Here is a 24,293-nt window from a genome sequence, read left to right on the forward strand (position 1 = left end):
AAATCTCCACACCCTTAGGTTTCCCTGTCGAACCTGATGTGTACAAAATATAGGCTAATCCTTCTGGCTCAGAACGATCCACGATGGCACTCCCTTCGGTCATCGCGGATGATGCCAACCGAGTCTGTACATTCAAGCTTGGAATGTCATGGGATTCCCACGTTCCCGATGTTGTATTATCAACAAGTAACAACTGGGCGTCCGAATCGGCCAACATATACGCTAAACGTTCTTGCGGGAAATACGGATCTAGAGGCACATAGGCAGCCCCGGTTTTCCAGATAGCCAGAAGTGATACAACCAGATTAGCAGAGTTCCGCATACTGACAGCTACCTTTGATCCTCGGTTCATACCTTTGGCACACAAAGCAGACGCACACTGATCGACTTTTTGGGCAAGTTCCTGATAACTAAACTGCTCCTGATGATGCTCTACCGCAATGCGGCTTGGATAGTGCTCAACCATCTCTTCAAAACGCCGGATTGCAGTATACCTGCCTGAATTTTTTCGCTCAGTTTGATTCCATTGATAAAGCTGTAGATCTCGTTCTTCACCAGTAACTAAAGGAATATGATCAATTTTGGTCGTTGGAGTTGTCAAAACAAATTCAACGATATGTGTAAAATAATTCATCCATCGACTTACCGTAGCTTCATTAAAGATATCCGTTCTATATTGCAACTCTAGTTTGAGTCCCTCCTTGACCTCAGTTGCCAATAAAGAGAGATCTACATCCATGTAATAATTTTTAGTCGAACGTAATTGGATGTTCATTTGATCCGTCAGAAGACCATCTTCTAATGGGATAAGTTGAAATTGACTATTGTATAGTGTAGGTCGATTAAAATCCCGCTCTAATTTCAGATCCTCAACCAATAAATTAAAAGGATATTCACTGTTTGAATAAGCCTCTATTGTCATATCTCTATTTTTCTTTAATACATCCAAAAATGACGGATCACCTTCAAAGTTCATTCGAAGGATTAAATTATTTACGAAAAATCCCACAACGTCTTCAAATTGCATTTGATGTCTTCCCGCCTCTGGTGTGCCAATAATCAAATCCTTCTGTTGGCTAAGCCTAGTTAGTAACACACCATATAGAGATAAAAGGGTCACAAATAAACTAGTGTTATGTTGTAATGACATTTTTTTAAATTTCTCTAGTTGAGCGTTAGGAATAAAGCCGTCTACCTGACTAGCGCTAAAATTGGAAGTAACCGAACTTGCGTAGTCAATAGGCATATTTAAAGTAGGTAGTTCCCCTGTCAATTGATTAAGCCAGTAGGTTCTCATACCTTGCAATTCTCCATTTTCAAATCGCTTATTCTGCCAATTCGCATATTCTTTATAATGGTACACAGTTGCATTCTTTACAGAAGGGAACTTATTATTCTTTTCATAAGACTCATACAACTCCATTAAGTCCTTAACGATAATCTGCCAAGACCAGTAATCACTTATGATATGGTGCATACTCATCCAAATAATAAAATGATTAACGGACACTTCGGTGACTTGTACTTTGAATAAAGGTCCTTGTTCTAAATCAAATGAAAAGCTCTTCTCTTCGCGTTCAATTTGATCAATCTTCTTCATCTGAGCAGTCTGATTCAGTCCTGAGATGTCTTCGAACTTCACCTCTATGTTCGCTTGGGCAGTAATCCGTTGAGCCGGAACCCCATCGTTGAGCACAAAGGTTGTGCGAAGCGATTCATGTTTATCTACCAAGGCTACAACCGCTTTTTGGAAAATAGCTTGGTTCATTTCCCTTTTAAAATCTAAAGAAACTAACATATTATATGAATGATTGTGTGGTTCTAACAAATTTAAAAAGTAGAGCCGATGTTGCGCGTTCGACATCGCATAGGATGTAGCTGGCTCTAGTTTCTCTATGCTTTGTTGCTCATGACCCTCAGTGGTGGAAGTTTGATTAAGAAAGATAGCAAGCTTCCGGATCGTCTGATGTTCAAAAAGAGACTTAATTGATACATCAATCCCTAAATGTTGTTTAAAACGCGAGCGAACTTGAATCGTTTTTAGTGAGTTTCCACCCAATGAGAAGAAGGGTGCCTCAACGCTGATTCTTTCTAGACCCAATACATCGAACCATATTTTTGTAACCGTATTTTCCCAATATCCCTCCGGGGCAACATAATGTTCCTCCGAAAATGAGTTATCCCCAATGAGAGGCAAGGCTTTCCTATCAATTTTTCCATTTTGGTTAAGAGGCATTTCCTCCAGTATCATCATTCGTTGCGGTATCATATAGACGGGTAATAATGCTCCCATGTAGTCTCTTAATTCTTTTTCACTAATATTGGAGTTTAAAACAAGATACGCTGCAATCTCATGTTCCCCATGATCCCTTGCTTCGGCAACCACAATGACTTGTCTTACCTCATCATGTTTCAGTAACACCGACTCAATCTCACCTAATTCAATGCGCAAGCCTCTAATTTTGACTTGAAAATCACTTCTTGAAATAAACATAAGCCTGCCTTCTGGCGTATATCTTCCCAAGTCTCCCGTTTTATAAAATTTTTGCATATCCTCTCCGTGCAGTTTATAACTAAAAAAGGCAGCACCTGTACGTTCGATGTCATTTAAATATCCTCTGCCTACTCCGATTCCGCTGATATATATTTCGCCGTTACATCCGATAGGAACCATCCGTTTCCATGAATCCAATACGTAATGCTTCATATTGGGGATCGGCTTGCCTAATTCAACATAATGGTCATTATGGTGATAATTCTTGTCAATAACGATATGGGACGTATCATCTGAACATTCAGTAGCCCCATATGTATTAACAACTTTCACATCCGGGTAGCTACTCTGCCAGCGTTGCAACAATGGAACCGAAAGGCCTTCTCCTGTTGAAATCATATAATGCAGATGTTCAAGCTTGAATTGGTTCTCTGTTGCACTTTGAAGAAATAATTCACTAATTGCAGGCACCATCTCAAGTACATTAACTTGGTATGTGCATACCGATTCCAACAAACGGAGAGGATCCATTGCAACCTCATTTGGATATATAATAACCTGTCCCCCAACCATAAGAGGGGCTAAAAATTGCCACACAGAGATATCAAAGCAGTGGGAAGCATTCTGCGCAACAATACTCTCTTCATTCAAACCCAACAAGTTGATTTTGGCATATAAATGGTTAAGCATGCCCTCATGTTCTATCATGGCTCCTTTGGGCTGACCTGTAGAACCCGATGTAAAAAACACATTTGCTAGATTGTTGTTGGTATGAATAACATTTAAATTATCCGTTGGAAAACGATAAAGGGGATGATCCCCCTCTATGGTTTCGACTACTGTTTGAATGGTAAGAAACTTTGGCCGTTCGCTCGAATCCTGAAAAACATCAAAATACCGGCTTTTCGCTTGATGATCAATAAGCATAATAGAAATATTTCCATTTTCCACAATATGCTGCAAACGCTTATCAGGATAAGAGATATCTAGTGGTACATACGCTCCTCCTGCCTTCATCACAGCAACTATACTTGTTAGCATTTCTATACTTCGATCAGCCCATATGCCTACTAGATCATCTGGCTTGAGATGTTGATCTCGAAGCCAACCTGCCAATCGGTTTGCTCTATCGTTTATCTCCTGATATGTCAGTGACTTCTCATTACATACGACCGCAATTTTATCTGGATATCTTCTTACTTGCTCTTCAATAATCTCATTTACCGTATGGCTAACTGAAAACGGAGCAATATTACTTTGATTAAAGTCATGCACTAAGCGTTTACGCTCAGTCTCTGGCAGTAAAGTTAACGTATCAAGACAATGATTCATTCCTACAACCACACTTCTCAGGATGGTTTGAAAATGAAGCATGATATGTTCTAGTTGTTCCAGTGATGCTCCGCTTGAATTATGAAATTCAATATTCCATTTCGTCCCCATGGTAATGAAGATTTCCAAAAAGGACTGGCTCTCCTTAAACAAAACACCATGTGATTTCTCTATAGATCGGTCATGATTAATCGTTAAATTTGTATCAAATAACAATCTGTCCTGTTGAGAAGAAGTATTATTTTTGACCATCGTAACTGTTGTACTACCGAAAGTTCTTATCGATTTCAATTGGTATTCCACATCTTGAATTACATCGATACACTTCTGACTGGAGTCCAATCTGACTTGTATAGGTAAAGAATGACTAAATGACCCTATCATCCCATCGGTGGTGGGGAATGTTTCTAAATCTGCTGTCAGAGTCGAGCCGCAAGCGACGTTTACATCTCCTGTATACACATGTAATGCGAGCAACCAGGCAGAGTACACTATGCTATTCAAAGAAGTGTTATGTTGACGGCTACACTCTTTAATCAAATCAACCAGATCTTCCGGAAGGTCTGCATTCATTTTTTTATATATACTTTGGTTTTCAGAACTTGATTGAGTCTCAGGCACTTGGAGAGCTGAAAAGGAGTATTGCCCCATCTTATCGGACCAATAATCCTGAGCAGGCTTCCCATCTTGCTCTGCTTCCCATTGAAGATAACTTTTTATATCCCCGTAACGTAAGTCCTTATCTTGAATCGCCTTCGCTTGCACCATCCATTTGTCAAATAAAAGCTCACAACTATACATATCTATGCTGAGAACATTAAATGTCCATATTAAAACCGTTCTCGCTTGTCCAAAGGTAAGGATAGCTACTCTATGCAAGGGTTCTTCGCTTATAAGAAACTCACCTCTGTACTCTTTTGCAACAAGTTCAATCTCAACCTGTTGATCTGCCAAAGATACAGCCTCTCTATCCATCCAATGCAATTCAATAGGTATCGATTTGAGTACAACTTGTACCGTTCTATTTTTTAAAGAACGAAAAATGGTTCGTAGTGCAGGTGAATCTTCAACCAATGTATCCCATGTCCTTTGGATTTGGCTTCTGTCTATATTCAAGGGGAGTTCGAATACAAGCTGGTTTACAGCATGTTGTTGTAAATACTCTTTTTGAATGTGAGATAATTCCAGAACTTCTGAAACATTTTCTTTCGATAGATAGTTCATGAAATAGATACACCCTCTGCCGGTAAATTTTTTAGTTGAACAGTTCCTGCAACAACGTATCATCATTTAACTTAACTTGTGATAACCTCATGCTCGGGGAATTCACCATTTGATCGAGAACTTGCTCCATCTGCTCAAAAAAATTCTGGATCGTATCTGTACAAAATTTAGTGTGGTTATAATAGATTTCAAACAAGAGTTGATCATCATTATCAAACAAATAAATCAACAAATCTAATTTTGTTTTTTCATTGTGATCCATTTCATAATTACCAACCGTGATATCCATTCCCTTGGTCTGAAACTCATCCAAGTTGCAGAATCGAATATCAATCTCATCGTTCTGAAGTTTCGTCGTATGGGCATTTTGTCCGATCAGACATACGGAGTATAACGACTTAATCTGGTCATGCATAACATACTGATCCTGCATAACCAAATCAAAAGGATACTCTTGGTTCGTGTATGCTCCAACACATGTATCTGCGACTCTTTGTAGAACATCTTGCATTGTTGGATTTCCAGATAACTCAGTACGCATAGCAACCGGATTAATGCATAAACCGATCATGCCTTCCAAGTCTGGATGTGTACGGCCAGAAAGAGTCGATCCTATCGTTATGAGAGTTTCATCCGTTACATGAGCCATCCAGATTTTCAAAGCAGCGAGGACTGTAATAAAATTGGTAGTTCTCCCACTTGAAACGTTTAAATCATATATTTTTTTAGTCAATTCGGGTGTGAGGGTGTATCTGCATATCTCTGAGATCGTTTCCTGTTCTTTTATCTTCTCCTCAGAATCGCCTGGCAATTGAAGGACAGGGGCAGATCTCTGCAACTTTTCTTTCCAATATTCCCTCTGTTTCTCAACTCGTTTAGTTGTAATTTGCTTATGCTGCCATAACGAAAAATCTGCATATTGACGAGGTTGAGCTATTTTATGAGGATCTTCTCCTCGAATTAAAGAGGAATATATTTTGAACAAGTCATTCAAAAAGGCATAATGGGACCAGCCATCATGACCAATATGATGTACTGATAGCAAAAATATAAATTGTTGATCAGCTAAATGATATAATTTCATACGGTAAAAGGATTCCACGGTTAAATCAAATTCTGTAATTTTCTGTCTCTGTGCGTCTTCAGCAATACGCTCACGCTGTTCCTCATCTGAATAATGAGCCAGATCTGCGTACTCAAAGGGAACCTTCAAAAGATGATGAACTTTTTGATAGAATACTCCACCTACTTCGGAAATTGTGGTTCTCATGATTTCATGCCGCTCAATTAAGATGTTTACAGCCTGCTGAAAAATCTCGATATGCAATCCATTTTTAAATTCATACAGATATACGTCGCCGTATGCATGCCCAGTAAACTGTGCCCTAAACCACACTCTTTCTTGAGCGTTCGAGAGAGGATAACAATGGGGTTCAAGTAATTTATTTTCATTTTCCGCCAAAAGTATATCTCTACTAGGGATAGGTGTATATTCTGTTCGATCGGAGCCTTCGCAGTTTTCAATATATCTACTCATTGCACGAATGGTTGTAGAAATAAACAATTCACTTAAAGGAATAGATATATTAAATTCTTTATGAATTCGAGAGAAAATCGTTGTGGCTTGTAATGAATTCCCCCCGAGTTCAAAAAAACTATCGTGTACTCCAATCTTTCTAATGGATAAAATCTCTTTCCAAATTGCAGTTAATTTTTCTTCAGTAATCGATATATTTTCCGAGTTTGATTCAACTGCTTGAACGGAATCATCCTGTTGTGATATGCAGCTATTTAACGTGTGCTCCTTAGAAACTAACGCCTTCATCCTGTGCTCTAACTCGTGGTCAATGATAATGTTTTCTAAATGCGAATCTTCGTTTTCCGTGATTTTGGAAACAAGTTCATTAAAATAACTCACCCACAGATCTATCTCATGCTCCTGAACAAGCTGTGTATTTACATCTAATTCACACCAAAGCTCTCCGTTTACGTCCATCACATTCATGAAGAGATCATATTTGGAGTACTGAATTGGAGTTGGAATGAGTTTAACATCCAGATCATGCAATTTTGTTTTTGAAATCGGCCTGTCCATGTTAAATAAAACATTTAATTCAGGTACATGATTAAAGTTTAATGAGTCAATAAACATAGAGAATGGGAACTTCTTCACGTCTTCTAGTTCCTTTATCGCTTCTTTGAGGGATGCTAAATAATCCCTAAAAGAGCCTCCCTTGTTTACTTTACTGACCACCGGTAGAACGCTTGCGCAATTCCCAATCAAATTGTAATTTTGCATTTGTGCCTGACCAGACACAGGGATACCTATAACAAGTTTTGAATAGCCTGTTAAACGATGGACAAAGACTTTATATACAGCAAATAAAGTAACAAAAAGACTGTTCTGAGAGTGAATACTCAATTTTCTGAGTTTGTCAGTTACCGATTTTTCCAATTTGAAATGAATCCTTTTACCCTGAAATTCTCTCTTTAACATGTCTTCGGTAATCGACGGAATGACAATATTCTTAACCGGTTCTGCAAAAATTGATTTCCAATACTGTACTGCCTTTGTATGTTCTAAAGTATTAAACTGCTTCTCACGCCAATCTAGATATTCTCTAAATTGACCCGGCGCAGGTAATTCAATAAGATCATGTTCATGGCTGCAATACGCGCTATACAACTTATGAAGTTCGTCTACAACGACAGAAATGGACCAGCCATCGGCAATAATATGATGAAAAGACATAACAAAAATATGATAATTTTTTTCCATTTTAAGCAAGTGGTATTTCGTCAGCGTAGAGTCTGGACTAAGTTCCATCTGGTTCTCACTCTCTTTAGCCATCCATTCCTTAAATACGAGATCTTTCGCTGTTCTTAGGTCTGCTGTAAGATCTGTGGTATTAATCTCTACATTTTTATCTGTTAAGACCATTTGTTGCTCTCCACTGTGGTCTATAACGGTTCGAAGCGCTTCATGTCTACCCGTGATGGTCTGGAGGGCCTTCGTTAACTTCTCCACATCTATAGAACCCTTCAATTCCAGAGCTACTCGTTCAGTAAACGCAGCAGACTGGTGCTGCCTTGCTTTGGATGCAAACCATAATTGTTTTTGTTCACTTGTAACGGGGTAAACTTCACTTGTTTTTTCCACTTCCCTTAGTGGACTGTCTAGGTCAGGCTGGTGTTGAAAGAACGTATTTCTTTTTAGCTCATATATACTCATATATACAGCTCGCACAATTTTATTTATATCCTCTTCAGTATGTGCTGTTGATAAAAAGCAGTTACGCCCCTCCCAAATGTATACGCCGTTTTTGATCATTAGATAATAGAACAGTTCAATATCCACAAACGATACAAACCTGAAGAGTGATCCACAGTTGACCATATGAATAGGAACGTTTTCTTGTTTAAAGAACTCGTTCAAGGTATGCATAAGTTTATTGGTGCGTTCGTTTAATTCCCTTTGCAGACCCGGCCCTCTGTCCTTTAAGTACTCTAACGTTTTCAATGCCGCCTTCATTGTTATCGGATGAGTACAGAATGTCCCGCCTACAAATGTTTTGATCTCAGCATGAGGCGGATAGGAATCATCCCCAAATTCCCAATATCCTCCATCTACTGCATCCAAATATTTTGATTTTCCCGCAACGACACCGATTGGCATCCCACCACCAACAACTTTTCCATAGACAGCGATATCAGCTTCGATATCATACCATCCTTGGGACCCCCTAATATCAATCCGAAAACCCGTGATAACTTCATCAAAAATCAAGGCTATACCAGACTGCTCTGTTAAGGTTCTTATCTCTTGGATAAAGGCCTTAGGTTGTAGATCGGGTCTGCGGCTCTGGATTGGTTCTACTACCACTGCAGCAATTTCATCTTTATATCGCTCTAAAACTTCTAACGCATGGGGGCTATTATAGTTTAGGATGAGAACATCCTTTAAGTAACTTTCAGGGATACCCGGGGCCATCGGCAACGCCTCTCCATCATCTGCATTCATATCGGCAACGCCAAGAACTCCGTCAAAGGTTCCATGATATGATCCAGAGAATAGCACTATTTTGGAACGTCCACTCTGTGCTCTAGCCAATCGGATAGCCACCATAATCGCTTCAGTTCCAGAATTATAGAAAGCAACCCTTTCACATCCTGTTATCTCTCGTATTAGCTCGGATACCTGACCAGCTATATTAGACATAGGCCCAAGAGGAGCGGGTTGGCTGCTAATTTCAATTTTCAACTCATCTGTTATAAATGAGGGATTATGACCAAACAAATTCACGCCAAACCCCATCGTAAGATCAATGTATTCATTACCATCCAGATCCCATAGTCTCGAACCCATTGATTTTTCTGCAATCACGGGGTATACCATTTCTTTCATATATGAACGAAAACCTGAGGCATTACGATTATTAGCATGTACTTTTCTATAAGTCTGTGTATATTTTTTAGACTGCTTTGTTTTCTTGGTATATTCTTCGATGAAAGAATCCATAAAGTGCTGCTGCTCTTTAGACAGACCACTTTCGGAACGAATAACAATAGGTTGGAATGGTACAAATACCTTTTGTTTGGGTTGCAGATCAGCATGAAGCGTAGTATCTCTATGCTCCTTAATATGTTCAATGCTTATTTCTCCGCGATCACTGTTGCTGTTCATCGAAACAGATGTTGAAACCTGTTCTACAGCACCACCCTGTTCCATTCTCATTAGATCTAATTGTTGAGTGAAAATCTCATTTAAATTTTTCTGGTGATTATTTAACAGATTAATTTGCTGTTCCATAATACTTAAGAAGCTTGAATCAGTTGAGCGACTTGCCGGTGCTGATCTAATAACATTTTTCGGAGTTATGATTTGAGATGCTTCTTTTGAGTGTTGAACATCATCTGATTCCATCAATGGAGCATGCTCCATAATATATTTATTTAACTTGTTCAAACTAGTAACGGATTCAAATAACAAATTTACGGGAATATCTACTGAGAATTGTTTCATGATACTGATTTTGACTTGATTCAACATAATAGAGTCGATACCCATCTCTAAGAAATGGGAGTCTGTGTTGATCTCATCCCTGGAGAATCCAGTTATTTTTTGAAATATATCTTTAAGAAGCTCTCTATGATCCGCAGTATTTTTTAATGTTTTTTTCACACTTCGATCCTCCTCCACCACGGCCTCATTACGAACCATCTTCTCTCTTGAAGTTTCAGTTCGTTCTACCCAGCATCTCTTTTTCATGAACGGATACACAGGCAGCGGCACTTTGTTTGGTTTGGAATCTCCTTTAGACAAGTCGAAATTTGCACCTTGGATATAGCATTCACGTAAGATTTCTATATCTTTTTTGTTTATTGGAGTCCGGGTGTCATATTTGCCTAAGATCTCGCTTGCTTGTTTAGAAAAATCCTGAATAAGTGATTGCTCATCCACATGTTCTTTTGGAATGAGTCCTCCTGCAATTAGAACTTCTGTTAGTTTCGATCTCAACTCTTCAAGTGTGCGCGCGACAATACCGATCCGCAGTGGGAAATGAGTTCTACCTATATTAGCCGTATAACAAATTTCTTTTAGTGTGTAATTAACATTACACCAAAGAAATTCCGTGTATTTTTTCACCAATTCGTACAACGAGTCATGAGTCTTAGCTGACAAGGTAAATAATTGATAGTCGTCTACTTCAGTGGGAACAGGCTGCTCCAGGCGGTTGTATTCTTCCAAAACAACATGACAATTCGTACCACTGAACCCAAACGAACTTACTCCACTGCGTCTAGGGATGTTATTCGTTTGCCAATTTGTTAAATTTGTCGGAACGTACAATGGAGTACCCAAGAAATGAATGTTCCGGTTAGGTTTTTTAAAATGGGTTAGTGGCGGTATTTCTGTATGCTGCAAACAAAGGATGGTTTTAATTAGACTGGCAATACCCGCTGCTTCATAAAGATGTCCAATGTTGGCCTTGACTGATCCAATTCCACAGAACTGTTTGTTGGAAGTATGTTTCTGGAACGCATGACTTATCGCGTTAATCTCTATAGGATCACCTAAAGGAGTACCTGTACCATGCGTTTCAATATATGAAATGGTCTCTGGTTCAATCTCAGCGTTCTGCCACGCTTTTAAAATAAGATTGGTCTGAGATTCTGTATTAGGAGCGGTCATACCTACGGTTGCTCCGTCCTGATTAATTGCACTTCCTTTGATCACTGCGTGGATATAGTCCCCATCCGCAACGGCTTGCTCCAACGACTTTAACAAAATAGAGGCTACTCCTTCTCCAGTTCCCGTACCATCTGAATCATCATCGAAGCTTCTAGCTCGATCGTCTGAGGACTCCATACCAATCCCTGACTTGATTGGGAGGAGAAGTGTCCTTACACCTCCAGCAATAGCCAGTTCACTCTCGCCTCGTATAATGCTTTCACATGCCATATGCACAGCTACTAGTGAAGAAGAGCAGGCCGTGTCGATTGTTATTGCTGGCCCTTTAAAATTCAGTAAATATGAAATTCGACCTGATATGATGGAAGAAAGGTTACCAACAGCATATTGTGCTATGGAGGCGTTATCACCTTCCATTACTAATTGCTCATAGGTTTGGCCGATTTTTGACGCCCCAACAAAGACACCGACTTGACGTCCGGATAGCTGTCCTCCTCCATATCCCGCATTTTCAAGGGTGTGCCAGGCCGTTTGTAAAAATAATCGTTGATTAGGGTCCATAAGTTCTGCTTCTTTGGGTGTCATTCCAAAAAATGAATAATCAAATTTATCGATTTCTTTGAGAAATCCTCCCTCAACAAATGTGAAATCGTTGTTCTTTCTATTAATGAACTGACGCGCATCCTTAGCTCTCTCCTCACTCAATGGACCGATCGCATCTTGCCCTGTAGCAACTATTCTCCAATATTCATCTAAATCAGCCGCTCCAGCAAACTCACCTGACATTCCAATGATCGCAATATCACTTTTCTTAAAGTGCGGGAGGTCATTAACTTCCTTTTGTCGCTTTGTTTTCGATTTAACATCTATTTCCTGACTTTCAGTACCTAAGAGGTAATTCGCTAACTGATTAATCGTTGGATACGAGAAAAAGTCAGATGTCGGAATAACGATGTTCAATTCATCTTCTACTTGAGTAGCAATTTCCGTTAATTGGATAGAAGTTGCTCCTATTTCAAAGAAACGATCATGTTTGTTTACATCATGGATCGACAATACATCTTTAAAAATCTTTACAAGTTTATTTTCGAATTCTTCAACTTGTTCTTTGGGACTTTTTTTGGCTGCTCGAGTTTCCTCATCGACTGCTTCATTGCTGGGTACAGATTGGGATTTGTACATACCACTAGAGTATTCGTCAGCTAATTTGTATCGCTGCACTTTCCCACTGGTCGTTTTAGGTAACTGCCGAACAGGTACCACATCTGTAATTTTCCATCCGGTCTGTTCATTGATATAGCCCTTTAATCGTGCAGCATATGCTGAGAAATCTTTGGAAGAATCTTTATGCACCACGAAAAGAATGATTTGATCTTCATTTGTCGTTGTGTCGTAAACACCACATGCAGCCACTTTCCCGAGCTCAATATTCTCGAATCCTTCAGCGACTCTTTCTATATCATGTGGGTATACATTCTGACCATTAACAAAAATAATATCTTTATATCTTCCAATCACATACAATTTCCTATCTACAAAAAATCCCAAATCCCCTGTTCTAGTCCAGCCATCTAACGTTTTGAGTTTGGCGGTAGCTTCCTCATTATGATAGTAACCCTGGGTCACATTTTTTCCTTTTATTTGAACATGTCCGTAGAACCGATCGGGGACTACAACATCGTTATCATCTGTGATCCGTAAATCGCAGTTCTCAAAAACAGTGCCCACATGAACCACTGATAAGCCTTCTTCTTGATCGTCAGTTACATGTATTGCGTTACCGATAGTTAGTAATTTTCTATGAAGTAACAACGGCTCGGACGTTAATTTCCCTGCTGAAACTCCCACCGAGGCTTCAGCTAGTCCATACGCTGCAAACATAGCGTCTGCTCTCAACTGATACGGGGCTAAACATTGCATAAAATTCATACTAACTTGATGCGCTATCGGCTCCGCTCCATTTAGAATAATTCTTAAACTTGAGAGATCCCAATGCTCTGCATTTTCTTTTTTGAATTTTGAAAACAAATACTTTAAACCAAAATTAGGAGATCCTGTAAAGGTTATTTTATGATCGCTAATTTTTTTCATCCATAACATAGGACGGCGAATAAACGTCGAAGTAGCAATCAGATGCTGATTCAGGCCACTAACTAAGGGCAAGAGATGATATACGATTAATCCCATATCATGTGTTAACGGCATCCATGATAACGTCGAATCTTTTGCTGTAATACCTAATTGGGTCGTAATATCTCTGATGTTATACATTAAATTCTGATGGGTTAAAACGACACCTTTAGGTGTCCCTGTTGATCCAGAAGAGAATTGAATAAACGCAATTTCTTCGCTTGTTCGGGATATACCAGAATGATGTGGCTCATGAGCTCTTGAATCTTTGTGCTCATAAAACAACACCCTCTCATGCATGCTCAGAGTATACGGATCAATAACCGATTTGGACAATAGTCTGTCCCATATCGATTGATCTGTGATTATGTACGGATTTTTGAGAGTCACCCAGACCTCGAATAATTTTTTTCTATGCTCGTTATTATTTCCTGTCGCCAAGGGAACAGGAATGATACCTCCAAGAATACATGCCCAGTAGTAGGTTACAAATCTGTTCATGTCCTTCTCTTCGAAATAAAGAACCAATTCATCATCAACGCTTACCCCTTTGCTATTGAGGAAGTCCAACGTATGAAGTGCTTCGAAATACAGTTGTTTATAAGAAATGAATGTTGTATCGCTGTCCCCATTGATGAAGTTAATACCGCGATCTTCGATCTCACTAACTCTTTTAAAAGCCTCTATTAAAGAAGTAGGAAAATTCATTTCAACAACTCCCACTGGAATTTTATTTTATGCATATTCTCTCAGCCATTTATTTTTGAAGTTCTCTTGTTCTTCCGAAGGAATATTTTTCAAAGCAAATACCTTCAATATATATTGGATAATTTGTCTATCACGATTTGAATTAAGGGGATCATTGTTCTTCAAATCATTTATCTTTTGATAGATTTTATGAATTTCATTATAATTCGCATCAGAAGAGTTATAGTTTTTCATCACCACACTGTGATCTAGTAATTGATTAATAGAAGAAAAATCAGGTCTAGTCCTCCCAAAATGATCATTCTGATTTTCCATCATCATTTTCACCTGATCAACGTCTTTACTTGTACAAAAGGATACATATGGGAAATGTTTCTTATCATCATCTATCATATTACCCAGCACTTTCCTCGGACCGATTTCGACAAATGCTTTCGCACCATATTTAATTATATTATCCATTGTTTCCTTCCAACGGACTGGTTTGGTAATTTGTAGAACAAGCATTTTTTTCAACGTATTCACCGTATGAGGAAGAGCGTCTATATTTGATAGAACTGGGAAATTCCCTTTGTTCACTTTTATATTACTTAATACATCAAACATATTATTCGCCGCATTTTGCATCGTATCGTTATGAAATGCGCCTGAGTTATTAATCACTTTATAGTGGATATTTTTATCTTTAAGATGGTCTATAAACATCTCTGTAGCTTCGATCGTTCCTGAAAAAACCTTATTTGATTTTGAATTATGACATGCGAGAGTTAAATTTTTCCAAAGTTTCTTTGTACGATCATAAATTTCTTCTAAATCTGAGTCATCGGAATGCATCACCGCAATCATTCGCCCAGGAAATTGTTCTGCAGCTGCTTGCATTAATTCGCCTCGTACTTTTACAATGTTTAAAGCTTCTTTGAAAGAGATGCATCCACTGCTTACCAGAGCGGCATATTCTCCTAAACTGTGACCAGCAGCTACAGAGGGACTCCATCCGATTTCTTGATGAAAAACTCGAAATGCTGCAATGCTGACAGCAAGAATCATGGGTTGTGCATCCCGAGTATTATCCAGGTTATAATCCGGCCTCCAGCATTTTGTTATATCCATCTTGATGATTTCACTTGCCTCATCAAGTGTCTGGTTCGCCAGGGAAAATGATGAGCACAGTTCCTTTCCCATACCTATATATTGAGAGCCTTGACCTGGGAAAATTAAAGCTACTGACATCGTATCCTCCCTCTTTCCTAGAAATCTATTTCCTACGTTTTATCCTGCCAATATAGAATGTATGATTTTAAGCGCTTTTTTGATATCCGTAGAGTTGATCCCTGAATGAGTAACCATTCGTATTCTGTTCGTGCCTAGTTCTGCTAAATTTAATCCCCTTTTTGTCGCTTCTTCGATAAAAATCTCTGTTGTGAGTTTAGATGCGTCAACACGAAAGAAGACAATATTAGTATCAACGTTTTCCGCTTCTAAGATCACTCCAGGTATACTGGCCAAGCCTTCGACCAACATCCTCGCATGTTCATGATCCACAGTTAATCTGTCCATGTATTCATCTAACGCAATTAACGCAGGAGCTGCTATGATTCCTGCTTGCCTCATACCTCCTCCCAACATTTTTCGAATTCGGTACACTTTATTGATAAACTCTTTTGAACCGGCAACCATAGAACCGATCGGAGAAGATAATCCTTTAGATAAACAAATTTGTACTGTATCTGCAAATTTTGTAATTTCTCTTGGTGCTACTCCTAATGAAATTGCTGCGTTAAATAGTCTTGCTCCATCCATATGGATTGGTATCTTTTTCTTGATCGAAAAAGCTTTCAACTCTTCAAGATACGATAGGGGCAAAACCTTTCCCCCCATTCGATTATGCGAGTTTTCAATACAAATTAGGGATGGAAGCGCGAATTGAGGATCGTCTACATCCTTAGGAAACGTTTCTTCCAAGTCTTGGATACGAAGTGTTCCATCGGACATGGTGGGAATTTTTTCGTACATAATACCGCCACATACGGATGCCCCTGCAGCTTCATAGATATAGATATCACTTTCATCCCCTACAAGGATTTTTGACCCCCTCACACAATGTGCCATAATCGATGACAAATTTGCCATAGTACCACTAGGCATCAATATGGAAGCTTCTTTTCCTAAGATTAAAGCAGTCTTCTCCTCCAGTTCTTTGACTGTAGGATCTTCACCGTACACATCGTCTCCGAGAGCTGCAGTTTGTATCGCTTCCATCATCCTTGATGTAGGCAGGGTAAAGGTATCACTTCTAAATTCAATCATATTCTGCTCCTTATCCATTCGAGATTAATGTTCTTTGGTCAGCGGGTAGTGGATCGACGGAATACGTTATCAACTGTTCGATTTGCTTTAACAATTGCTTTACTTCTTCATAAGAATTGCCGGCAACAATAACATGTCCAATTCTATGCGAGAAATTTTCAGGTACCTGTACAGCATCCCCTTCATTTACATAGACAGAGATACTTTTCACTTCGACCATCCCTTGAATTGCCTTCAGGTTATTAATGCTGCGCAAGATACCGGATTCCTTCACTGTTAGAAAATAGATTCCTGAGACTCCCAGATTCTCGTTCTTAAATTCTGGTTTTATACCCACAGAACAGAGAATCTGGCTATTCAGCAAATCTATGCCAGTAGAGTTTCTGACAAGCTCAGGTATCATACCTCCAGGCAATCGAGCATTCGTTTCGATAATATATGCCCCTCGATCGGTTAGTTTTATCTCAGTATGTGAGGCACCATATGTGAATTTAACGGCTTGAAGTGTGGAAGTGACCATATCTATAATGTGATGTTCCGTTTCTTTAGACATTTTGGCTGGGAATATATGCGCATGTTCGACAAAGTAAGGGCTTCCAGTTACCGTTTTCTCCGTAATCCCAATACACTCCGCGACACCATCCCATGAAAACATCTCAACACTAAATTCAGGCCCTTCGATATACTCTTCCACGAGTACAGTTTGTACCGTTCTTTGACCACGTCCATTGAACTCCATTTTCAAAATTTTCAGAGCATGTTCCTCTAATTCTTCCCATGAAGAACAGAGAAGTACATTATTGGATCCACTGTCATCTGCAACTTTACATACACAGGGAAATTCAATTTTCGATTGAAGTGAATACAACTCAAATTCTGATGTTATGATGTCGTATTTAGGTTGTTTCAAGCTGTAAGCATTGAGTTTTTCTCGAAAAAGAGCTTTATTCCGGCAAATATGTATTGAATCACGACTATTACTCTTCAGTTCAAAATATCCAGCCATTTCAGCAGCCGTTTCTAAGTAAAAATCACTTGTTGTCATAATTCCTACTATGGATGGGATATTCTCTTTCATCAGAGCCTGATACAAACTCGCTTTATCATTTGTCTCAGCCGTTATAACAGCACAAAGATCATGATTTAAATTACGATACATATCTGGATTTCTAGCCATTAATACAGGTTCGTAATTTAAATCCCTTGCCTTTTGCAATGCCTGCATTCCCGTTCCTGTTGTATTCGATTCAATAAAGACAAGACATTTACTAGCCTGATTCTTTGGAAGAGAAGCATAAGACCATGAATCGGCAACCGTATTTAACTCGATACATTTAGGCTCCGTTTGTATTCTACCTATAAGTAAGTTATTTTTTCCATAGTATTCTTGGTTATAGATACTGTTGGCATATCGGTCGCCCCGATCAGGAAAAATCGCAACGACATTACAGGATTCCTCCGCTTGTGCTGCTAACCACTTGGCGACATGATAAGCAGAGCCAGAACTGTTTCCTGCAAAAATTTGCTCTTGATACGCAAGTTGCAGAGTTGCATTAAATGCTTCCTCATCATTCAGCCAATGGACTTCATCAATGATATTAAAATTGACATTTGGAGCTATTAAGCTGTTCCCTAATCCGCCCTGCAGCCGTCCTGGATGATCCGGTTGACCGAAGATTACACTGCCAACCGCATCGACTGCAACTACCTTCAGATTCGGATTATATTTTTTTAACGTTTGAGCAGTTCCGGACAGTGAACCCCCACTTCCTACAGAACCTACCAGAATATCTACTTTGCCAATATCCTTTACGATCTCCATCGCCATATCTTCATAAGCGTTAGGGTTCTCGGGATTTTCATATTGCCGTGGCCAAAAAGCATCAGGGTATTGCAACAGTAAAGAATTTAACATCTCCAGACGTGCTGATTGCCAACCTCCCTCTGCCCCCATTTTCGATACAATATGAATCTTGCAACCCAAAGATTCTAATTTCGCATGGGTGACCCTATCTATACGAGGGTCAGTAACAATATGCACAGGATGTCCCATACAACGTCCGACCAGTGCAAGCCCGCAAGCCATTGTTCCTGATGAACTCTCAATAATAGGGGCACCTTCTTTTAAAACGCCTGATTTCTTAGCACACTCTATGACTCTTTTGGCAACGCGATCTTTCATTCCAAATGGATTCATCAGTTCCAGTTTTGCAAAACATTTTCCTGGATGCACCGGGGAGGCGTTCACTTTCAATTGAATTAGAGGTGTGTTACCAATCATACCTACCGTATTCTCAATCATAATTTTCCCCCTGCTATTTTATTTTTTCACAAAAAACGTGCTAATTGTTCTTCCCGTTCCATTTGGGAATTTGAGAGATTCGCCACTCTGGATTCCAAGCTATTTTTACATTGCGTCATCTCTTCCAATTGATGGTCAATTCTTGTTTTCACCATGGATGGATTAGTAGAGCCATAAGACGTTTTTAGATTCAAATTATTTTCCACATCAAAAGACAAGGAAAGTATTTCTGCTGGATTTTGAATACTATATCCCTCTTCGGCGCATTTTTGTTCAAGGATGTGCGCATTGTACTCTTGGGGTGAAAGATTCAATCGCATGGCTTCCATAATATATCGACCAGCTATAACTTGAGATTTTCTATAAGGAATGTTATCTCTGATTGTCAAAAAGTTAGCTAAACTGAACCCGCCAAAATAATCTTTTTTACAGATGGATAACATTCTTTCTTCTTTAAAATTCAAATGTTGAATAACGAGTGTTAAGAGAGTGAGTATGGATTGACTTGTGTGGGAGAGGTCTATGAAGTAAGTGCTACTTTCTTTTGAGGTTTCGACCAAATTAGAATAAGGCGTATTTTTCTGTCCTAAAATAAAGTTGTTATGAAAAGCGGCTAAATGTGAACACTTCCCTCTTATACGTTCCAAAATAGGGAAATTTTTCTTCTGAGGCATGGCAGAGGAAATACCTGATAGGCTTCCAGGCAAGTCAATAAACTGAAATTCGCTGCTCCCCCATAACATAAGATCCGTAAGAAATCTTGAAATCAAAACGGAGAACACGGATAACTCAGCAGATATTTGGAGAACCCATTGTCTTGAAGCCACGGATCGTAAAGCATTGTTGTTTGTATCACTGAAGCCAAGTAGGCGTGCAAGTGAATCACGATCCCAGTTCAATTCCACCCCGGCCATTGCACCAGCTGCCAGTGGAGATTTATTGATATTGTCATACGTATGTATCCAATTTTTATGTATTTGTATCAGTTCATCCAGCATAGCAGAGAGGTAAAAACCTGGAGTAATAATCTGTGCAGATTGGAAATGAGTATATCCTGGCATCGGGGTGTTTGTATATTGCTTCGCTAAATTCAATATTTCATCAATTAGGAAACCCAGTTTTGTGATCATTTGCAACAATTCCTGCCTAGCAAACATCAGTTGAGCGCATGCCTGAACGTCATTTCGACTTCGATCGGCATGCCAATAAGGAACTGAATCACTCAAAGAGCTTTCAACATTTTTTTCGATTGCGAACAGAATATCAGACATATTATTTTCAGGACTAGCAACTAATAGATCCTTCGTGATTGACGTTAAAATGCTGTTGATTTCAGCACCCTGATCTTTACTTACACATTGCATTTTCACATATTCTAACAACATAACTTGTTCAATTTGAATGTAGTACTCCAACAGATGTTCTACTTCATAATTAAATTGCGGCTCTAAAATTTCGTCATGCAATATTTCTTTAGGAAAATTGTCAATTCTACCCGTAAATGCACTGGACATCTCAAGCACCCCTTTGAATTTTTGGTTTCTATCCATTTTGGGACGTAGATTAAATTCACAATTTCACCTAATATGCAAATGAACATTCAAAATTAGTAGGGTTGTAAATCTATAGAACAGAGGCGGCTTCACAGAATGGGGGACCGTTTCATTTTTTTAATATATACATCAAAAGATACTATTCATACAAATAAAACTAATAATTTTATAATATAGATTAAATATACATTATTGATAGTTAGTTTTCAACGAAATTCCCCAAATTATTCTATTTAATAACAATTAATCCCTTAATACTGCTTAAGTTTTCTACAATAAAAATGATATTGGAAATAAAAAATTATCATGTACCAGCGCAAAATGTAACATAATATTACATATAAGTAATATATATACTTTATTAGTTTTCAACTTATCGTTAACACTTCACTCCTTCATACTACGAAAAATTATAATGTGGACATATGAAATAGCCGCTTATCTACTCTTACAGATAGCGGCTATTTCCTGATATTATATGTTATTTCACAATTAGGGCATATAGATTATGGAAACCCCAACTAGTATTATTCGCTTACAGGATCGATCCTTCTGCCCTTGACCCACACCGTATCAATCTCCAAATCCTCATTCAACAAAACGATATCCGCCTGTTTCCCCTTCACCAGGGAACCCGTTCGGTCGTCAATCCCCAGCAAACGAGCTGGCGTCAAGCTGGCTGCTCTAGAAGCAACGATCAAACTTAGCCCTACTTCCTGCACAAGATAGCGGAACCCCCGAACCATGGTCAACGTGCTTCCTGCCAGAGCGCCGCCGTCCTTTAACCGCGCCTCACCGTTCTTCACAATAACAGGCAAATCACCGATTTTGTATTCGCCATCGTCCAGTCCTGCAGCAGACATCGCATCGGTAATCAGCACCAGCTGATCGTTCCCCTGTTTCAATTGAGCAAGGATTGAAATCGCCGCAGGATGCACATGAATGCCATCGGCAATGACTTCAGCACTGATACGTGGATCACTTAGCACGGCTCCTGCTGTTCCCGGCTCACGGTGGTGCAGCGGAGTCATGGCATTAAACGTATGCACGGCATGATGCAATCCGGCCTCCACTGCGCGCTGCACGTCGTCGTAAGTTGCGTCAGTATGACCAAGCGCAGCCGTTATCCGCTGTTCCCGCAGCCAGGAGATGACCTCCAGTGCACCATCACGTTCTGGTGCCAGCGTCACCTGACGAATAAGACCAGGATATTGCTTTTCCCATCCCTGCAGCCAAGTAACATCAGGAAGCACGATATGATCGGGATTTTGCGCGCCAGGCCACTTCGGACTAAAAAAGGGGCCCTCCAAATGCACGCCTTCCAGCTGAGCATAAGGCATTTCCTCCGATCGGTAGCGATCTACTTCAGCCAAAACATGATCCAGACGTTCCTTCGGAGCCGTCATCGATGTGGCGAGCATCGCCGTTGTTCCCTGTGAACTATGAAATGAAGTGATCTTGTCCAATACGTCAGGACTGGCATCCATGAAATCTTCCCCGTTACCGCCATGTACGTGGATATCTATAAATCCAGGTACAATAAGGCCCGCCGCTTTTGCAGGAAGTGATCCTGCTTCTTGCCTAATTCGTTCAGGCAGGCCTTCCGGTATACCGGCATAAACGATTTTTCCAGCGCGCCAGACGATCAGGCCGTCTTCGAGCAATTCATCAGCAAGCAGTAGTCTGGCGCGGAGCAGCGTTAACTTTTTTCCCAACTCACCGCCACTGACTTTAGGATTCGCTTCGGTCATCTAACCAGCCTCCCTGCCGCTCGATCCAGCAATACAACCACATTCGGATGACATTGCAGCAAAGATGCCGGGCAGGATGTGGTAATCGGACCCATGAACGCTTCGCGGATAATCTCCGCTTTTTCCTCTCCACGAGCAATGAGCAGGATCTGTTTCGCTTTTAAAATGGAACCTACCCCCATCGTAATCGCTTGCGCTGGAACTTCGTCGATGCTGTCAAAAAAGCGGGCATTCGCCTTTCTCGTTTCTTCCTTCAGATCCACCACATGGGTGCGACCCGTCAACTCCGTTCCAGGTTCATTAAAACCAATATGACCATTATGCCCGATCCCGAGCAATTGTAGATCTACAGGCCCACGATCCTCTAAACGCCGCTCATAACCAGTACATTCCTCTTCCAAATTTACTGCCTCGCCATTCGGCACATTCGTGCGGGACAGGTCGATGTCGATATGATTAAACAGCTGCTCATTCATAAAACTGCGGTAGCTTTCACGATGCTCCGTAGGCAACCCTACATATTCATCCAGATTAAACGAAGAGGCCTGCGCAAAGCTTACGAGACCTTTTTGATACATTGTAATTAACTGTTTATAAATACCGACAGGCGAACTACCTGTTGCAAGTCCGAGTACGGCACGGGGTTTCGTTTGCAGCAAGCTGGTGATCAGGCCTGCACCTGTCGCGTTCAAATCTTCTTCATTTTCAAAAATACGAATATTCATCTGTCAAGCACCTCCGGTGTGATGGAAACGATAGGACTGCACATTGTGATACGACTGCTCAAGTTTAGGTATAAATTGATCAAAATCTGCACTCACCATGCCTGTGAACAAAATATCAATCACATGCAGCAGCGCAATGCGTGATGCCATATCTCCACGCCGCATCCCTTCTTCAAGAGATGAGGTGAAGAGTGGAATATCGGATACCGAGGCCAGTGAGTTACTGCCATATGACGTCAGCGAGATGGTGGAAGCTCCAGCTTGTTTGGCACAAGTCAGGGCATCAATGGTCTCCGGTGTTTCACCCGAGTAGGACACGGCCATGGCCACATCTCCTTGACCCAGCGAGGAAGCGGATGTGATCTGCATATGGGAGTCCGAAAAGGCAGTACAGCTTTTGCCGATCCGCACCAGCTTCTGATAGAAATCCTGCGTAACAATGGACGACGTCGCGACTCCGTACAAGTCAATACGCCGGGCCTGACATAACAGCTGTACCGTTTGTTCCAGCCTGCCCAAATCCAGCAAACGTGTGGTATCTGCAATGGAGGCGAGATGATTCGCTTCAATAGCCTCAACGATTTTGGATAACGGGTTGCCTGCAACGATATCTTGATAGGCCGTTTCATTCGGCGAGTGTGACAGCTCGGCAGCGAGTTTCATTTTGAGATCGGGGAAACCTTTGAAATGAAATGATTTGCAAAAACGAGTCACGGTCGCCGCGCTTGTCCCGCTCTGTTCAGCCAACTGGTTGATGGTCATCCCCGGTACGTCCGATGGCGATTGGATAATAACCTCGGCAATTCGTCTCTCCTGAGACGGCAAATTGTGCAATTCTTGCTTCAATGCATGTAAGATGGCTGCCATAAGCACCTCTTTAATATGAAAATAATTTTTATTATTTTTGCTATAAATAAGAAAATAGTTTTTACACCCTTATTTTAATCAAGGTGCTCTGGCAAAGCAAGAGGATTTTCGCTGTATTGTTGTGGTCCAGTTCGCTTAATCAAATGGACTTGGTCAAACCTTCAATTGATTTGAAGTTTTCACACAGTCTGCTAAAGTTAATCGTATGTAATTTAACAACAGCAGAACAAATGACACATCTATATATGATGATACATTCGGGGATCAAAAAAAGGAGCACTGCTTATGAACCGCAGACAGCGTAATAAAATCGTTCCAAACATTTGGATCATTTCCACCAAGCGTAGTGACACCGCCGGCAATTATTTTGCCCTCTATGCCATTGACTGGAGACGTGGAGCCAGGTTGAGCTGGGAAGGTTGGAAACGTTACGAAGACGTTTTGCAATTTCATGTGCCGATCAAACGAAAAGTAGAAGGACGCGCCCACTCATCACAGCCTGCCGCTAAAATCGCCAAAAAGGCATTGTACTTACAGTTAAATGAGGCACAGTATGGGGAATTGGAGCAGTTATTTTATCAACCATTTTCGAGAAAAAGATGGAAGGTTTTTATGAAGGAACATAAGCGCAAAGAGGAGGCTTCATTAAAGTGACCAAGAGGTGGATTTGAATTGTTGCTCCAAAATACAAACATAAAAGCCTTTCC

The 24,293-nt window shown here is 40.2% G+C and carries 10 protein-coding genes and 1 pseudogene; 1 reads left to right on the forward strand and 10 read right to left on the reverse strand.

From position 1 onward, the window contains the following. From ABIE27_RS22640 to ABIE27_RS22685, 10 genes and pseudogenes are all read right to left on the reverse strand, one after another. On the reverse strand, window positions 1–5,050 hold a 5,050-nt coding region (locus ABIE27_RS22640; RefSeq protein WP_429351531.1), incomplete at its 3' end, for an amino acid adenylation domain-containing protein. Window positions 5,051–5,081: 31 nt separating this feature from the next. Beyond that, the gene (locus ABIE27_RS22645; RefSeq protein ID WP_429351532.1) at window positions 5,082–14,081 is read right to left on the reverse strand and encodes an aminotransferase class III-fold pyridoxal phosphate-dependent enzyme; all 9,000 of its coding nucleotides are present in this window, start codon (window positions 14,079–14,081) and stop codon (window positions 5,082–5,084) included. A gap of 27 nt (window positions 14,082–14,108) precedes the next feature. Then, on the reverse strand, window positions 14,109–15,311 hold the full coding sequence (locus tag ABIE27_RS22650) for an ACP S-malonyltransferase (RefSeq protein ID WP_123064608.1): 1,203 nt from the start codon (window positions 15,309–15,311) through the stop codon (window positions 14,109–14,111). 39 nt (window positions 15,312–15,350) lie between these two features. Continuing rightward, window positions 15,351–16,388, reverse strand: coding sequence for a GntG family PLP-dependent aldolase (locus tag ABIE27_RS22655; protein ID WP_123064609.1), 1,038 nt, complete (start codon window positions 16,386–16,388; stop codon window positions 15,351–15,353). A 10-nt stretch (window positions 16,389–16,398) separates the two neighbouring features. Beyond that, window positions 16,399–17,613 carry an ATP-grasp domain-containing protein gene (locus tag ABIE27_RS22660; protein WP_205127931.1) on the reverse strand — a complete coding sequence of 405 codons (1,215 nt, stop codon included), beginning with the start codon at window positions 17,611–17,613 and terminating at the stop codon, window positions 16,399–16,401. Window positions 17,614–17,673: 60 nt separating this feature from the next. Further along, a pseudogene (locus ABIE27_RS22665) lies at window positions 17,674–18,693 on the reverse strand (cysteine synthase family protein); the annotation flags it as partial. A 23-nt stretch (window positions 18,694–18,716) separates the two neighbouring features. Beyond that, window positions 18,717–20,240, reverse strand: coding sequence for an argininosuccinate lyase (locus ABIE27_RS22670; protein ID WP_429351533.1), 1,524 nt, complete (start codon window positions 20,238–20,240; stop codon window positions 18,717–18,719). A 530-nt stretch (window positions 20,241–20,770) separates the two neighbouring features. Further along, the gene (nagA, locus tag ABIE27_RS22675) at window positions 20,771–21,994 is read right to left on the reverse strand and encodes an N-acetylglucosamine-6-phosphate deacetylase (RefSeq protein WP_123064612.1); all 1,224 of its coding nucleotides are present in this window, start codon (window positions 21,992–21,994) and stop codon (window positions 20,771–20,773) included. Continuing rightward, window positions 21,991–22,719: a glucosamine-6-phosphate deaminase gene (gene nagB, locus ABIE27_RS22680; protein ID WP_123064613.1), complete on the reverse strand. Its 729-nt coding sequence runs from the start codon at window positions 22,717–22,719 to the stop codon at window positions 21,991–21,993. The genes nagA and nagB overlap by 4 nt, the downstream gene beginning before the upstream one ends. Window positions 22,720–22,722: 3 nt before the next feature. After that, entirely contained in the window at window positions 22,723–23,586 is an 864-nt protein-coding gene (locus ABIE27_RS22685) for a MurR/RpiR family transcriptional regulator (RefSeq protein WP_123064614.1), read from the reverse strand. Between the two features lie 285 nt (window positions 23,587–23,871). On the opposite strand from ABIE27_RS22685, the gene ABIE27_RS22690 reads away from it, so the two are divergent. Beyond that, window positions 23,872–24,240 carry a hypothetical protein gene (locus ABIE27_RS22690; protein ID WP_123064615.1) on the forward strand — a complete coding sequence of 123 codons (369 nt, stop codon included), beginning with the start codon at window positions 23,872–23,874 and terminating at the stop codon, window positions 24,238–24,240. Window positions 24,241–24,293: the final 53 nt, after the last annotated feature.

It is taken from the genome of Paenibacillus sp. 4624, from assembly GCF_050435065.1.
GTDB lineage: Bacteria > Bacillota > Bacilli > Paenibacillales > Paenibacillaceae > Paenibacillus > Paenibacillus amylolyticus_D.